The sequence below is a fragment of the Streptomyces flaveolus genome, from assembly GCF_000716535.1.
Taxonomy (GTDB): domain Bacteria; phylum Actinomycetota; class Actinomycetes; order Streptomycetales; family Streptomycetaceae; genus Streptomyces; species Streptomyces flaveolus_A.
Window position 1 is genome coordinate 74272 of the sequence record NZ_JNWV01000011.1, and the last position, 13237, is coordinate 87508.

Annotated in this window: 12 protein-coding genes and 1 pseudogene; 8 read left to right on the plus strand and 5 right to left on the minus strand. The window is 74.2% G+C overall.

Annotated elements, in window-relative coordinates; all coding sequences use genetic code 11:
* The first annotated feature begins 6 nt into the window (after positions 1 to 6).
* The 3 genes from OO52_RS13595 (at position 7) to OO52_RS54200 (ending at position 3895) form a co-directional block, all read left to right on the plus strand.
* Entirely contained in the window at positions 7 to 936 is a 930-nt protein-coding gene (locus OO52_RS13595) for a glutaminase (RefSeq protein ID WP_373309367.1), read from the plus strand.
* 161 nt (positions 937 to 1097) lie between these two features.
* Entirely contained in the window at positions 1098 to 2492 is a 1395-nt protein-coding gene (gene mptB / locus OO52_RS13600; protein WP_030644162.1) for a polyprenol phosphomannose-dependent alpha 1,6 mannosyltransferase MptB, read from the plus strand.
* Entirely contained in the window at positions 2489 to 3895 is a 1407-nt protein-coding gene (locus OO52_RS54200) for a glycosyltransferase family 87 protein (protein ID WP_037629021.1), read from the plus strand. Before mptB ends, OO52_RS54200 begins: the two co-directional genes overlap by 4 nt.
* 59 nt (positions 3896 to 3954) lie before the next feature.
* Here the strand turns inward: OO52_RS54200 and OO52_RS47185 are convergent.
* Both OO52_RS47185 and rho read right to left on the minus strand, forming a co-directional pair.
* Positions 3955 to 4800, minus strand: a pseudogene (locus OO52_RS47185) (D-alanyl-D-alanine carboxypeptidase family protein); the annotation flags it as partial.
* Positions 4801 to 4901: 101 nt separating this feature from the next.
* Complete coding sequence (gene rho / locus OO52_RS13610; protein WP_030644165.1) at positions 4902 to 6050, minus strand: transcription termination factor Rho; 1149 nt, start codon at positions 6048 to 6050, stop codon at positions 4902 to 4904.
* Between the two features lie 347 nt (positions 6051 to 6397).
* Here rho and OO52_RS13615 point away from each other — a divergent pair, with 347 nt between their 5' ends.
* Together OO52_RS13615 and OO52_RS13620 are read left to right on the plus strand one after the other, a co-directional pair.
* Entirely contained in the window at positions 6398 to 7675 is a 1278-nt protein-coding gene (locus OO52_RS13615; protein WP_030644167.1) for a cytochrome P450 family protein, read from the plus strand.
* Between the two features lie 117 nt (positions 7676 to 7792).
* Positions 7793 to 8689 (plus strand): hypothetical protein, encoded by an 897-nt coding sequence (locus tag OO52_RS13620; RefSeq protein ID WP_234339807.1) that lies wholly within the window; start codon positions 7793 to 7795, stop codon positions 8687 to 8689.
* Positions 8690 to 8711: 22 nt separating this feature from the next.
* Here the strand turns inward: OO52_RS13620 and OO52_RS13625 are convergent, their stop codons facing one another.
* Positions 8712 to 9110 (minus strand): nuclear transport factor 2 family protein, encoded by a 399-nt coding sequence (locus OO52_RS13625; RefSeq protein ID WP_030644171.1) that lies wholly within the window; start codon positions 9108 to 9110, stop codon positions 8712 to 8714.
* A gap of 76 nt (positions 9111 to 9186) precedes the next feature.
* On the opposite strand from OO52_RS13625, the gene OO52_RS13630 reads away from it, so the two are divergent.
* The 3 genes from OO52_RS13630 to OO52_RS13640 all read left to right on the plus strand — a co-directional run bounded on the left by OO52_RS13630 (position 9187) and on the right by OO52_RS13640 (position 11149).
* Positions 9187 to 9801, plus strand: a complete 615-nt coding sequence (locus OO52_RS13630) for a PadR family transcriptional regulator (RefSeq protein ID WP_051818402.1) — start codon at positions 9187 to 9189, stop codon at positions 9799 to 9801.
* 27 nt (positions 9802 to 9828) lie between these two features.
* A complete protein-coding gene (locus OO52_RS13635) occupies positions 9829 to 10275 on the plus strand; it encodes a hypothetical protein (protein WP_234339808.1) in 447 nt (148 codons plus the stop codon).
* A 100-nt stretch (positions 10276 to 10375) separates the two neighbouring features.
* Positions 10376 to 11149, plus strand: a complete 774-nt coding sequence (locus tag OO52_RS13640; RefSeq protein WP_030644177.1) for a class I SAM-dependent methyltransferase — start codon at positions 10376 to 10378, stop codon at positions 11147 to 11149.
* Here OO52_RS13640 and OO52_RS13645 read toward each other — a convergent pair.
* Positions 11119 to 11862 (minus strand): GntR family transcriptional regulator, encoded by a 744-nt coding sequence (locus OO52_RS13645; protein ID WP_030644179.1) that lies wholly within the window; start codon positions 11860 to 11862, stop codon positions 11119 to 11121. The genes OO52_RS13640 and OO52_RS13645 overlap by 31 nt on opposite strands.
* A gap of 153 nt (positions 11863 to 12015) precedes the next feature.
* The gene (locus OO52_RS13650) at positions 12016 to 13215 is read right to left on the minus strand and encodes a serine hydrolase domain-containing protein (RefSeq protein ID WP_051818404.1); all 1200 of its coding nucleotides are present in this window, start codon (positions 13213 to 13215) and stop codon (positions 12016 to 12018) included.
* Positions 13216 to 13237 lie beyond the last annotated feature (22 nt).

A 13237-nucleotide genomic window follows, 5' to 3' on the forward strand; every position in this document is an offset into this window, starting at 1 on the left:
TGCGGCATGATGACGATCATGTCCTCGCAGTTCCAGCCGGTCCTCGATCGCATCATGGCGGAGATCGATCGCACTCCCGGGCGCGGCCGGTCCGCCGACTACATCCCGGCGCTCGCCGCCCGCGACCCGCGCCGGTTCGGCATGGCCGTCGCCGAACTGGACGGCACGGTGTACGGGGTGGGGGAGTGGCGGCAGCCGTTCTCCACCCAGTCGATCACCAAGGTCTTCACGCTCGCCCTGGACCTGGCCCGCGAGGGCGACGAACTCTGGGAGCACGTGGGCCGCGAGCCCTCCGGCAACCCGTTCAACTCCCTGGTCCAGCTGGAGTACGAGAACGGCATCCCGCGGAACCCCTTCATCAACGCGGGCGCGCTCGTCGTCACCGACCGTCTGCACACCCGTACCGGGGACGCGGCCGGCGAACTGCTGTCCTTCCTGCGTGCCGAGAGCGGCAACCCCGATCTCGGGTTCGACGAGGAGGTCGCCGCCTCCGAGACCGCCCACGGTGACCGCAACGCCGCCCTCGCCCACTTCATGGCGTCCTACGGCAACATCGACAACGAGGTGCCGGTCCTGCTCGACCAGTACTTCCGGCAGTGCTCCATCGCCGCCTCCTGTGCCGACCTGGCCCTCGCCACCGGCTTCCTCGCCCGGCACGGCATCCGCGCCGACGGCAGCCGGCTGCTCAGCCGCAGCCAGGCCAAGCAGGTCAACGCGGTCATGCTGACGTGCGGCACGTACGACGCGGCCGGCGACTTCGCCTACCGGGTCGGCCTGCCCGGCAAGAGCGGGGTCGGCGGCGGGATCATCGCCGTCGTACCGGGCCGGTGCACGCTCTGCGTGTGGAGCCCGGGCCTGGACGAGCGCGGCAACTCGGTGGCGGGTGTGGCGGCCCTGGACCGTTTCACGACGCTGACCGGGCTGTCGGTGTTCTGAGGGTCACTCGGGGGACCTCGGGGGGAGCGACCGGCCACGGCGGACCGGCAGGCCGATCCAGCCGGAACACACCACGCGCCGGTCACACCTCGGCCCCCGCCCCGCAGGGCTGACGTCGCCTTCCGGCCACCCGGCGTTGACACGCTGCCCCGGTGTTGGCCATGGCATTCCCCGTCGATCTCCGCCGCTGCCAGGTGATGGGCCTGGCCGGTACCGCCTCTCTCGCGCTCGGCGGTGAGACGGCCGGCGCCCTCCCCGTCCGGGACCTGCTGGCGCCCGCCTCGGTGCAGGCGGCGCTCGGCCTGGTCGGGGTGTACTTCGGGGTCGTACTCCTCGTCGCCGCCTGGGTGCTCCTCGGCCGGCTGGTGCGCGGGCCCGAGGCGCCCACGCCGCGCGCCCTGCTGCTCGTCCTGGCCGTGTGGGCGGCCCCGCTGCTGCTGGCCCCGCCGCTGTTCAGCCGGGACGTCTACAGCTATCTCGCGCAGGGCGCCATGGTCGACGCCCACATGGACGTCTACGCGCACGGCCCGGCGCAGCTCGGCGGGCCGCTCGCCGACGAGGTCGCCCCGATGTGGCGGCACACCGGCGCACCCTACGGGCCCGCCTTCCTGGGCCTCGCCTCGGCGCTGTCCGGACTGACCCGCGGCGAGGTGCCCGCCGGCCTGCTCGGCATGCGCCTGGTCGCCCTGGCCGGCGTGGCCCTCATGGCGGTGGCGCTGCCCCGCCTCGCCCGGCACAGCGGGGCCGACCCGGCCGCCGCCCTGTGGCTCGGCGCCCTGAACCCGCTGGTGCTGCTGCACCTGGTCGCGGGCGCCCACAACGACGCCCTCATGCTCGGCCTGCTCGGGCTCGGCCTGGTCGCCGCGCGGGGCCGCAGACCCGTCGTCGGCGCCGTCCTCGTCACCCTCGCCGCCCTGGTCAAGGCACCGGCGGCGCTCGGCCTGCCGGCCGTCGTGGCCCTGTGGATCCGTTCCGGCCGCCGTCCGCTGCCGGCCGTGCTGTCCACGGCGGCGGCCTCCGCCTCGACGACGGTCGCCGCCACGGCCGTCGCCGGCACCGGCTACGGCTGGATCGGCGCCCTGGACACCCCGGTCTCCCCGCACAACTGGGCGCTGACCAGCCTGCTCGGCCGCGCCACCGGCGCCCTGCTGGAACACCTCGGCAGCGGCCTGGCCCCGCTGGCCCTCCCGGCCTGGCACCTGCTGGGCCTGGCCGCCACCGCCGTGGCCGTCGTGCTGATATGGCTCCGGCTGAGGCCCCGGCCGGTGTACGCGGTGGGCCTGAGCCTGCTCGCGGTCGCCGTCCTCGGCCCGGCGATCCGCCCCTGGTACGTGCTGTGGGGCCTGTTCCTCATCGCCGCCGCCGCGCCCAGCACCTCGGTACGGCACCGGGTGGCCGCCCTGGCGGGAGTGCTCGCCCTCGCCGTACTGCCCAGCGGCGGCCCGGCCGACCTCGGGCAGTTGGTGCTCGCGGTCTCCGGCGGGGCGCTGGGGGTGGTCGTCCTGTGGCAGGCCCACCAGGCGGCCCGGGCCCCGGTTCCGGGACGCGTGGCATGACGGGCCGGTGGGGGCGGCCGGGAGAGCCGTGGCCGCGCACGGACCGGGGCCGGCTGCTCATCGTCCTGCTCCTCGTGGTGGCCGTGACCGTGTTCACGGCCACGGTGCCGCTGCTGCGCGGCTTCTTCGACCTGCGGGTGTACTACGGCACCGTGCACACCTGGGTGCACCACGGCGGCCGGATCTACGACTACAAGGTGCCGGGCACCGCCTACGGCTTCACGTATCCGCCGTTCGCCGCCGTCGCCATGCTGCCGCTGGCCCTGCTCGGCCGGACCGCGGCGATCGTCGTGTCCCTGCTGGTGAACCTGGCCGCGCTCGCGGTGGTCCTGCGGATCCTGGCCGGCCCGCGCCGGCGCCGCCACGGCTGGTACCGGTGGGCGCTGCGCCTGTGCCTGCTCGCCCTGTTCGAACCGCTGCGGGACACCGTCAGCTTCGGCCAGGTCAACCTGGTGCTGCTCGCCCTCGTCCTCGGCGACTCCTGGCTGCTCGCGAGCGGCCGGGGCCGCTGGGCGGGCGCGGGGATCGGGCTCGCCGCCGCCGTGAAGCTCACCCCCGCCCTCTTCATCGGTCTGCTGCTGCTCGCCGGGCGCCGGCGGGCGGCCGGCACCGCGGCGGCCGTCACCGTGGCCGCGACCGCGCTGGCCGTCTGGGCGGACCCGGCGGCCTCCCGCTTCTACTGGACCGAGGCGCTCTGGGACACCGGCCGGGTGGGCCGCCTCGACTACGTGTCGAACCAGTCGCTGCAAGGGGTGCTGGCCCGCCTCGGTGAGACCGGCCGCCCCCTGTGGGCGACGGCGGTCCTGCTGACCCTCTGCGTCTGGGCGTGGCGCGGGCGGCGGGCGGTCGCGGCCGGCGACTGGGCGGCGGCGTTCGCGCTCACCGGTGCGGCGGCCTGCCTGGTCAGCCCGGTCACCTGGGTGCACCATCTGGTGTGGCTGCTGCCCTCCTTCGCGGTGCTGGTCCGCGCCGGGCACACGCGGATCGCGGCCGCCCTGTACGCGGTGCTGTGCACCAGCGTGGTGTGGCTGTGGTTCGACGACGCCTCCGGCCTCGACGGGTTCCTGGGCGGCAATCTCTACACGTGGATCTCGCTGGGCCTGCTGCTCGGCGTGCCGGTGGGTCAGTCGCGGGCGCCCCGGTTCGCCTTGGCCCGCAGCACCAGCGCCACGGCCCCCGCGCCGAGCCCGGAGAGCCCCGCGACGACGGCGGTGCCGGACCAGTCCGAGTCGTCGTCCGGTGCCACGGCCGCCACCACCGGCGTCGCGGACGCCGCCGGACGGGAGGAGTGCGGCCGCAGTCCGTCCAGCGAGCCGACCGGGTCGACCCGCCCGGCCGCCGCGAAGCCCCAGTCGAGCAGGGCGCGGGCCTCCTCGTACACGGTGAACCCGCCGTCGGCCTGAGGGTTCAGCACGGTCACCACGAGGGTGCGCCCGCCCCGGCGTGCCGCGGCCACCAGGGTGTTGCCCGCGTTGCTGGTGTAGCCGTTCTTGATGCCGATGAGCCCGGGGTACGGCGCCACGCCGTCCTCGCCGGTCAGCAGCCGGTTGGTGTTCTCGATGGCGTACGGCGTCCCGTCACCGGGGAAGGGGGCCTCGGCGGTGGCGCAGTACCGGGCGAAGTCGGGATTGCGCAGGCCCGCCCGGCCGAACACCGCGAGGTCGTAGGCGGAGGACACCTGGCCGGGGGCGTCGTAGCCGTCCGGGGAGACGACATGGGTGTCCAGGGCGCCGAGGGAGCGGGCCTTGTCCTGCATCCGGGCGGCCGTGGCCTCCCAGCCGCCGCCCATCCGGGCGAGCACGTGCACGGCGTCGTTGCCGGAGCTGAGGAAGACACCGCGCCACAGGTCGGCCACCTGGTAGGTGTGCCCTTCCTCGACACCGACCAGGCTGCTGCCCTCGCCGACGTCGTCCAGTTCGCCGTACCGCACGGTGTGCTGCTGCCCGCTGGGCAGCACCGGCAGCACGGTGAGCGCGAAGAGGGTCTTCAGGGTGCTCGCGGGCGGGAGCTCGCGGTGGGCGTCGTACGCGGCCAGCACCTCGCCGCTGCCCGCGTCGGCGACGAGCCAGGAGAGCGCCGAGACGTCCGGCAGCCCGGGCGAGTCCCGGTGCGGCCGGACCTGGATGCCGGAGTGGTAGAGCAGGGAGGGGCCCGGCACCGTCGCCCGGGGGCGGGGCGGGGCGGGCTCCCCGGCGGGTTGCGCGGCCCGGGGTCCGGCGGCGGCAGCGGCCGGCGTGAGCGCCAGCAGGCCCGCCACACAGAGGGAGCAGGCCGACACCGCCGCGCGATAAGAGAATCCGGTGATCATATGATCAAAGTACGAACTTGGTGCGTATGCACCACGCCGCCGGGCCGTTCGGGTCGCCGGGGCAACCCGGATGCCGCACCCGGCCGCCCCGGGGCCGCGCGTCAGGCGCCCGGCAGGGTGGGCCGGACCTGCCGCAGGAACGCGGCGTTGCCGGGTGTGGCGCGCAGCCGCTCCAGCAGGGTCTCCAGCCCGGAGGGTCCGCCGTCCCGGGAGCGCAGGACGCGTCGCAGACCGTGTACGGCCGTCAACTCGGCCGGGGTGAGCAGGAGTTCCTCGCGCCGGGTGCCGCTGGCGTCGATGTCGACGGCGGGGAAGACACGGCGGCCGGCGAGTTCCCGGTCCAGGCGCAGTTCCATGTTGCCCGTGCTCTTGAGCTCTTCGAAGAAGTAGCCGTCGGCGCGTGAGCCGGTGTCCACGAGGGCCGTGGCGAGGATGGTGAGCGAGCCGCCCCCCTCCGCCTGGCGCGCGGCGCCGAAGAACCGCTTGGGGCCGAGCAGCGCACCGGCGTCGACACCGCCGCTCAGGGTACGGCCGCCGGCGGCGGAGGCGTTGTTGTGGGCCCGGCACAGCCGGGTCAGCGAGTCCAGCAGGACGACGACGTCCTCACCGGCCTCCACCAGGCGCTTGGCCCGCTCCACGACCAGGTCGGCGAGGGCGATGTGCTCCTTGGCCGACCGGTCGAAGGTGGAGGCGTACACCTCGCCGCGTACCGAGCGGCGCATCTCGGTGACCTCCTCGGGCCGCTCGTCCAGGAGGAGGACCATCAGCCGGCACTCGGGGTGGTTGCCGGCCACGGCAGCGGCGAACTGCTGGAGCAGCACCGTCTTGCCGGTCTTCGGCGGGGCCACGATCAGGCCGCGCTGGCCCTTGCCGACCGGTGCCAGCAGATCGGTGACGCGTCCGGCCAGGCCGGAGGCGGGGTGCTCCAGGCGGATGCGGCGGTGCGGGTGGAGCGGGGTGAGGTCGCGGAAGTGCGGCCGGGAGCCCAGCTCGCCGGGGGTGCGTCCGTTGACGCGCGCGACCTCGGTCAGGGCCCGCTGTGCGCCCCGGACGCCTTCGACCAGGTCGCCCTTGCGCAGACCGTGGCGGCGGATCAGGGCCGGTGCGACCTGCGGATCGGCGGGGGAGGGCAGGAGGTTCGCGGCCCTCAGGTGCCCCTTGCCGTGCGTGTCGATGTCGAGGACACCGGTGACGAGCGTGGCCGCCGGGGTCTGCCGGGTCACGGGCGGGTGTTCGAGTGTGGTGGTCATGGGGTGGAGTCCTTTCGCGGACGGATCAGGGCGAAGAAGGGGGAGGGCCGCGAGCGGGAGGCGTCTGTGACTGCCTCGGGGCGGCGGGAACGGCACCTCGGGTACGGAGCGGAAGACCCGTCACAGGGTGCTGAGAAGCTGACGCGCCGGGAACCGGACATCCGGAAAACGGCGGACGGATCAGCGTGAAGAAGAGAAACTGGCACCGGCGGCCACGGTGGCCGTACACGAGTGCTGAGGGAACGGTACCACTCGGGGGAGTGCCACGTCCGTGATCCGGTCAACAAACCGCCGGATCGGGCTATTCCCGTGGGCGTCCTCTCAGGGAGACGTCGGGAGGATTCGCCTTGTCAGGGGAACGTCAGGACCATCGGCCGGACACCTCGGCCGCCCGCACCCCGCACCGCCTGGACCCCGCCGGCGGCTGCCCGCACGCCGTCAACGCGCGCTTGCTGGCCCAGGGTGCCGTGGCGCCGGTCGAGCTGCCCGGCGGGATCGAGGGCATGGCCGTACTCGGGCACGAGGCGCTGAAGGAGTTCCTGCAGCACCCCGGGGTCGCCAAGAACGCCCGCCACTTCACCGCCCTGCGCGAGGGGAGGATCCCCGAGGGCTGGCCGTTGCTGACGTTCGCCACCGTGCCGGGCATGACCACCGCCGACGGCGACGACCACCGGCGGCTGCGGTCCCTGGCCGCCGGTGCCTTCGCGCCGCGCCGGGTGGCGGAACTGCGGCCGCGCGTCGAGGAGTTGACGGATTCGCTGCTCGACGACCTGGCGCGGGCCGCCGCCGCGGGCGACGGGGTCGCCGATCTGCGACGGCACTTCGCCCTGCCCCTGCCGATGGGTGTGATCTGCGAACTCCTCGGCGTGGACACGGAGTTCCGGGACCGCCTGCACCGGCTCGGCAGCCTGGTCGTGGCGACCGACACCGCACCGGCCGAGGCCGTCGCGGCCAACCGCGAACTCGTCGCACTCCTCGGCGAGATCGCCGCGGCGAAGGCCGCGCTGCCCGGCGACGACCTCACCAGCGCGCTCCTCGCCGCCCGCGACGAGGGCGGCGACCGGCTCGGCGAGCAGGAGCTGATCGGCACTCTGCTGCTGATGATCATCGCCGGGCACGAGACCACCCTGAACCTGATCACCAACGCCGTGCGCGCCCTGTGCGCCCACCCCGAGCAGCTCGGCCTGGTGCGCGCGGGCCGGGCGAGCTGGGCGGACGTGGTGGAGGAGACGCTCCGCTGGGACGCGCCGGTCAGCTACTTCCCGTTCCGCTATCCCGTGCGGGACCTGACCGTGGCCGGCACGCTCATCCCCGCCGGAACCCCCGTGCTCGCCGGTTACTCCGCCGCAGGCCGCGACCCGGCGGCGCACGGCCCGGACGCCGACCGCTTCGACGTCGCCCGCTCCGCCCGCCCCGGCGCCGTACGGCACCTCTCCCTCGGGCACGGTGCCCACTACTGCCTGGGCGCACCGCTCGCCCGGCTGGAGGCCACCGTCGCCCTGGAGCGGCTGTTCACCCGCTTCCCCTCGCTGCGACTCGCCGTGCCCGACGCCGACCTGGCGCCGCACGCGGGCTTCGTCGGCAACAGCGTGCGCGGCCTGCCGGTGCGGCTCGCGGCGGGGTGACCCGCCCCGCGGCCGCGCACCCGCCGGACCGTCAGGGACCGGGAACAGAAGTCCGCAGACCATAACGATCCAGGACGTCGGGGGACTTGACCACCAACCGTGCACTATCTTCGCGACATGTCCACGCCACCGCAGCCCCCGCAGCCGGCCGGCCAACCCGACCAGCGGCCCCCACAGGCCCAGCAGCCCGCGCAGCAGCCGACCGTCCCGCCGCAGCCGACGGCCTACCCGTACCCGAACCCGCAGTCGGCTCCGCCGGGAACCTTCCACGCCCAGCCCACCCTGGCCGCCCAGCCCGCGCCGGGACAGCCGCAGCCGGGGAACCCGTACGCGCAGCCACCCCAGTACGGGCCCCTGCCGCCCGTTTCTCCCGCCAGTGGCGGTGGCGGGGCCGCCCGTGCGGTGCTGTGGGCCGCCGTCGGCGCGGTCGTGGCCTCCGCCGCGTGGGCGGCCGGTGTCTTCCTCGTCGGCGGGCGCGGCGACAGCGCGGACCTGCGCGGTTACTCGGCGCCCTCCAACATGTGCTCCAGTGCCGACTACTCGTCCTTCAAGGACGAGTACACCGAGAACGACTCCTCGCCGACCCGCACCTCGCTCAGGGACAAGGCGCTGGACGAGAGTTACTGCAGCCTGGGCCTGAAGAAGTCCGGCTCGTCGTACGCGGACGCCTATCTGACCATGCAGCTCGACCTGCACAAGAAGACCGATCCCGCTCCCGAGTTCACCGCCACCTGGAAGAACTACGGGGACAGTCACACCGGTTACGACGTCGACCCGGTCGAGGGCATCGGCGACGAGGCCTACCTGGTCAGCCAGGACACCACGAACGGCTCCTCCTCCAGCGGCTCCCGGTACGCCACGCTCGCCGTCCGCGACGGCTGGGTGACGTACACGATGAGCTACAGCGTCTACCTCACCTCGTACGACGAGGACAAGGACCCGCCCGCGCTGACCGACGTCACCGACTGGCTGAAGACCGACGCGAAGGCCACGCTGCGGCAGCTCCAGGACTGACCGCCGCGGCGGGCGCGGCGGTTCACGCCGACCGCGCCTCGGCATCCTTGACGATCTGCTCGAACCGCGCGGCCATGGCCTCGCGGAGGGCCTGCGCGCCCGACAGCGGACGGACCATGACCATGAGGTCGTCGATCAGGCCGTCCTCGTTCACGTGCAGGAAGTCGCAGCCGGTCAGCTCCCGGTCGCCGACCCGCGCCCGGAAGACCAGCGCGTGGTCCGAGCCGTCCGGGTCGCCGATCTCCCGGACGTACCGGAAGTCGTCGAAGACGTGGACCACCGCGCGCAACACCGCCGCGGTGATCGCCTTGCCCGGGTACGGCTTGAAGACGACCGGGCTGGTGAAGACGACGTCCTCGGCCAGCAGTGCCTCGACGGCGTCCAGGTCCCCGGCCTCCACCGCCTCGCGGAACGCGCGCATCGGCTCACCCCACTCACTAGTCAACTTGTTGAATAAGTGTGGATGAGATTAGTCAACTGACTGCTAGCCTGTCCACATGTCGCTCAAGTACGCCGTCCTGGCCGCCCTGCTGGAGGGCGAGGCCTCGGGCTACGAGCTCTCGAAGGCCTTCGACGTCTCGTTCGCCAACTTCTGGCCCGCGACCCCCCAGCAGCTCTACCGGGAGCTGGAGCGCCTCGCCGGTGACGGGCTGGTCCAGGCCCGCACCGTGCAGCAGGAACGCCGGCCCAACAAGCGGATGTTCACGCTCACCGAGACCGGCCGGGCCGAGCTGAGCGCGTTCGCCGCCGAGCCCCCGAAGCGGCCCACCGCGATCCGGGACGAACTCCTCATCAAGGTCCAGGCCATGGACGGGGGTGACCCGGAGGTCACCCGGGAGCTGATCGAGGAACGCATGGGCTGGGCGCGCGGCAAGCTCGACCGCTACCGGCGGGTGCGCGAGCGCCTGCTCGACGGCCGTACGGAGGAGGAGTTCCTGGAGGCCGCCGACCGGGTCGGGCCGTACCTCACGCTCATGGCCGGGATCGCCTTCGAGGAGGAGAACCTGCGCTGGTGCGAGCGGGTCCTCGCGGTGCTCCGACGGCGCCGTGCCGCCGCGTCGGCCCCGCGGATCGCTCATCAGGGTGGTGATCCCCTGCGGAACGGGTCGTGACCCCGGGCGGTGCGGCACAGTGGGCGGGTGCCTCGCCGACTTCTTCCGCTGCTGGTGGCGGCGCTGGTGACCGTCGCCGGCTGCACCACCGTCAGCTCCGTTCCCCCGCCCGATGCCGCCCGGCCCCGGCGCTCCCTCGCGCCCGACACGGCGGTGCGGCCCTCGGTGCTCCAGGAGCCGGTCGCAGCGCCGTCCGGGTACGCGGCGCTGGTCCGCACCGGCCACGGGCCGCGACGCAGTCACCGGACCGGACCCGGGCCGGTGCCCGCGGCGCCTCCCCGGGCGGTGGCACCGGCCGCCCCGCCGGTGCGACACCCCCGCCCGGAGCACCGGACACCGGTACGACGCCCGGTCCGACGCCCCCGCCCGGCCTCCCGGCCGCCCGCCGCCGTCCGGATGCGCGACCTGTGCCGCCAGGCGGACGGCGTGACCACACCGGAGATCGCGCGGCTGTGCCACGACACCTTCGGTTGAACGCGGTCGCTGCGGCCGGTGCCGGGCCCGCGGTGGGAGCCGGTCGTCGCTCCGGTTCGCCTTCTCCCGTGCCGGGACACCGCCGTCATAGGCTGACGTCATGTTCGGTCCCGAAGGCCCCACGCTCCGCGAGCTGGCCGTGCAGGCGCTGTCCTCCGTGGAGCACGGCTACGACCTGCTCGCGCCGAAGTTCGACCACACCCCCTTCCGGACGCCCGACGCCGTGCTGGACTCCGTGGCGAAGGCGCTCGCCCCGCTCGGCCCCTTCACGGACGGACTGGACCTGTGCTGCGGCACCGGCGCCGGAACGCACCTGCTGACCGGACTGTGCCGCCGCAGCGTCACCGGGGTCGACTTCAGCGCCGGCATGCTCGACGTCGCCCGCCGGCGGGTGCCGGCCGCCGACGGGCCCGCGGTCGCATGGGTGCGCGGCGACGCCCGGGCCCTGCCGTTCACGGCCGCCTTCGATCTCGTCGTCTCCTTCGGGGCGTTCGGTCACTTCCTGCCCCGCGAACTGCCCGGGCTCTTCGCCCAGGTCCACTCGGTGCTGCGGCCCGGCGGCCGCTTCGCCTTCCCGGTGTTCGCGCCGCCCGGCCCGGCACACCCCGGCTTCTGGACGCTGCTCGGCTTCGACGCGGTGATGCGGGTGCGCAACGCGCTGTGGCGACCGCCGTTCGTCATGTACTACCGGACCTTCCGACTCGGCACCGTGCTGCGCGAGTTGGAGCGCGCGGGCCTGACGGTCGAGCTGGGTGCCCTGCCGGGCTTCGGCCGGCGAGCCGACGGCTCCCCGCGCGCCCGGCTGGTGGTCGCCCGACGGGCCGACGCGGCGCCCCTCGGTGGTCAGCCGGCGGCGGGCAGCGTGAACTCGTAGACCAAGGCGTCGCGTTCGGCGTTCACCACCAGGTCGGTGATCTCCAGCGGGCGCGCGTACTGGTCGTGCACGCGCCGGGTCACCCGCACCGAGGAGGCGTCGCCGACCTGGGTGATGGCGTCCCGGTGGTGCAGGGTCAGGCCCGCCCTGCGCATCCAGTCGTAGGCCCGCCGTAGCTGCGCGGGCGTGGCCCCGTCGGCCCGGTCCCGGTAGCGGCCCAGCTCGGCCACCTCGGCCAGCGCCACGGCGGAGAACGACGTCACCGCCGTGCGCAGCGACCGGCCGTCCGGCGTCACCGACCGGTAGCGGTGCACCAGCGTCGGCCGGTGCGGGGCCAGGCCCAGAGCCCGTGCGTGCTCCGGTGGCGGCTCCTCCCAGGTCACCGTGGCCCGGTCGACCGCGTAGGGGTCCACCGGCCGCGCGCCCACCGGGAAGGCGAGCGATTCCGCCGTCTCGACGGGCCGGCCGGGCAGCGTCGCGTGACTGCCCCGCCGGTCGGTGGCGACCGCACCGCTGCGGCGCAGCACCTCCAGCGCCTGACGGACGGTCTCCCGGCTGACCCCGTAGTGCGCGGCCAAGTGCCGTTCGCCCGGCAGTCGTTCGCCCGGTGGAATGGTGCCGGCGCGCAGTTCGTCGAGCAGCAGCGCCGCGATCCGCCCGTACAGGGGCCGGTCGTCGCCGGGCGGGGGATCGTGCGGGGTGGTGCGGGCCATGCCGCGCCCTCCTGTCGGTGACAAAAGGTAGTCATGCGGGTTCAGTGCGCGACCATGACTACCATTGGTCTAAACCACGACGGAAGAGCGGTCCGCCGGTTCGACCGAAATCCACCCGCGCGCACGGCGGTCACCAGGCGCCGCGCCCCGCCCTCACAGGGCGCTGTAGAGGGCGTCCACCAGCGCTGTTTTCCGTGGATCATTGGCGATGTGCGGCCCCATCCGGTTCATCACGTACCCCAGCGACACCCCCGCGTCCGGGTCGGCGAGCCCGCAGGAACCGCCGAATCCGTCATGGCCGAAAGCCCGTGGATTCGGGCCGTACGACCCCTGGGGCCCGCTCAGCCACAACCCGAGCCCCGCCTCCGTCTCGCTCTCGAAGCCCGCGCCGATCACGAGGTCGCGACAGCGGCCCTGACCCTCGCGCACCCGCTCCGCCGCCTCCGGTGACAGGATCCGCCGGCCGCCGTACGAGCCGCGCCCGGCGAAGACGCCGTACAGCGCCGCGACGGCCCGGGCGGTGCCGTGGCCGTTGGCCGCCGGGATCTCCGCCGCCCGCCAGGCGGGGGTGTTCGCCTCCGCCGCCCCGACGAGGGGGTTGGTCAGGGCCGCCAGCGCGGCCGGTGCCAACTGGCTGAAGACCGCCGCCTGTTCACCGCGCGACGCGGCCGGTGGATGCACCAGTTCCGCCGCCCGGCCGGAGTCCCGCTCCGGCAGGCCCACCGTGAAGTCCAGTCCGAGCGGTCCGGTCACCTCCCGCTCCAGGAAGGCCCCCGGCCGCAGTCCCGAGACGCGCCGCACGACCTCCCCGACCAGGAAGCCGTACGTCAGCGCGTGGTAGCCCGACCGGGTGCCCGGCTCCCACCAGGGCGCCGTCGCCGCGAGCCGCGCGGTGGTCAGCTCCCAGTCGTACAGCTCCTCCAGGGTGTGCGGCTCGCGCAGCCCGGACAGCCCGGAGCGGTGCGACAGCAGGTGCCGTACGAGCACCTTGTCCTTGCCTTCGGCGGCGAATTCCGGCCAGTAGGTGGCCACCGGAGCGTCGAGGTCGAGCAGCCCCCGGTCGGCGAGGATGTGCGCGCACAGGGCCACGGGTCCCTTGGTGGTCGACCACACGTTCACCACGGTGTCCCGTGCCCAGGGCCGGGTGCGGGCCGCGTCCGCCCAGCCGCCCCACAGGTCCACGACCGTCTCCCCGGCGACGGTCACCGCCACCGCCGCGCCGAGTTCACCGCGTTCGCGGAAGTTCTCCGCGAACGCCTCCCGTACCGCTGCGAACCGCGGATCGCAGTGCCCGTGGATCCGTGCGTCCGTCTCCGGTGTCTGCCGGTTCTGCTGGGCTTCGTGCGCGGACATGTGGCCTCCGTCGTCGCCGGGG

Coding starts and splice junctions, on each gene's coding strand:
- OO52_RS13640 (WP_030644177.1), top strand. CDS start 10,376: ATGTTCGGTCCCGAAGGCCCCACGCTCCGCGAGCTGGCCGTGCAGGCG.
- OO52_RS54200 (WP_037629021.1), top strand. CDS start 2,489: ATGACGGGCCGGTGGGGGCGGCCGGGAGAGCCGTGGCCGCGCACGGAC.
- rho (WP_030644165.1), bottom strand. CDS start 6,050: ATGACCACCACACTCGAACACCCGCCCGTGACCCGGCAGACCCCGGCG.
- OO52_RS13620 (WP_234339807.1), top strand. CDS start 7,793: ATGTCCACGCCACCGCAGCCCCCGCAGCCGGCCGGCCAACCCGACCAG.
- OO52_RS13630 (WP_051818402.1), top strand. CDS start 9,187: ATGTCGCTCAAGTACGCCGTCCTGGCCGCCCTGCTGGAGGGCGAGGCC.
- OO52_RS13625 (WP_030644171.1), bottom strand. CDS start 9,110: ATGCGCGCGTTCCGCGAGGCGGTGGAGGCCGGGGACCTGGACGCCGTC.
- OO52_RS13595 (WP_373309367.1), top strand. CDS start 7: ATGATGACGATCATGTCCTCGCAGTTCCAGCCGGTCCTCGATCGCATC.
- OO52_RS13645 (WP_030644179.1), bottom strand. CDS start 11,862: ATGGCCCGCACCACCCCGCACGATCCCCCGCCCGGCGACGACCGGCCC.
- mptB (WP_030644162.1), top strand. CDS start 1,098: ATGGCATTCCCCGTCGATCTCCGCCGCTGCCAGGTGATGGGCCTGGCC.
- OO52_RS13650 (WP_051818404.1), bottom strand. CDS start 13,215: ATGTCCGCGCACGAAGCCCAGCAGAACCGGCAGACACCGGAGACGGAC.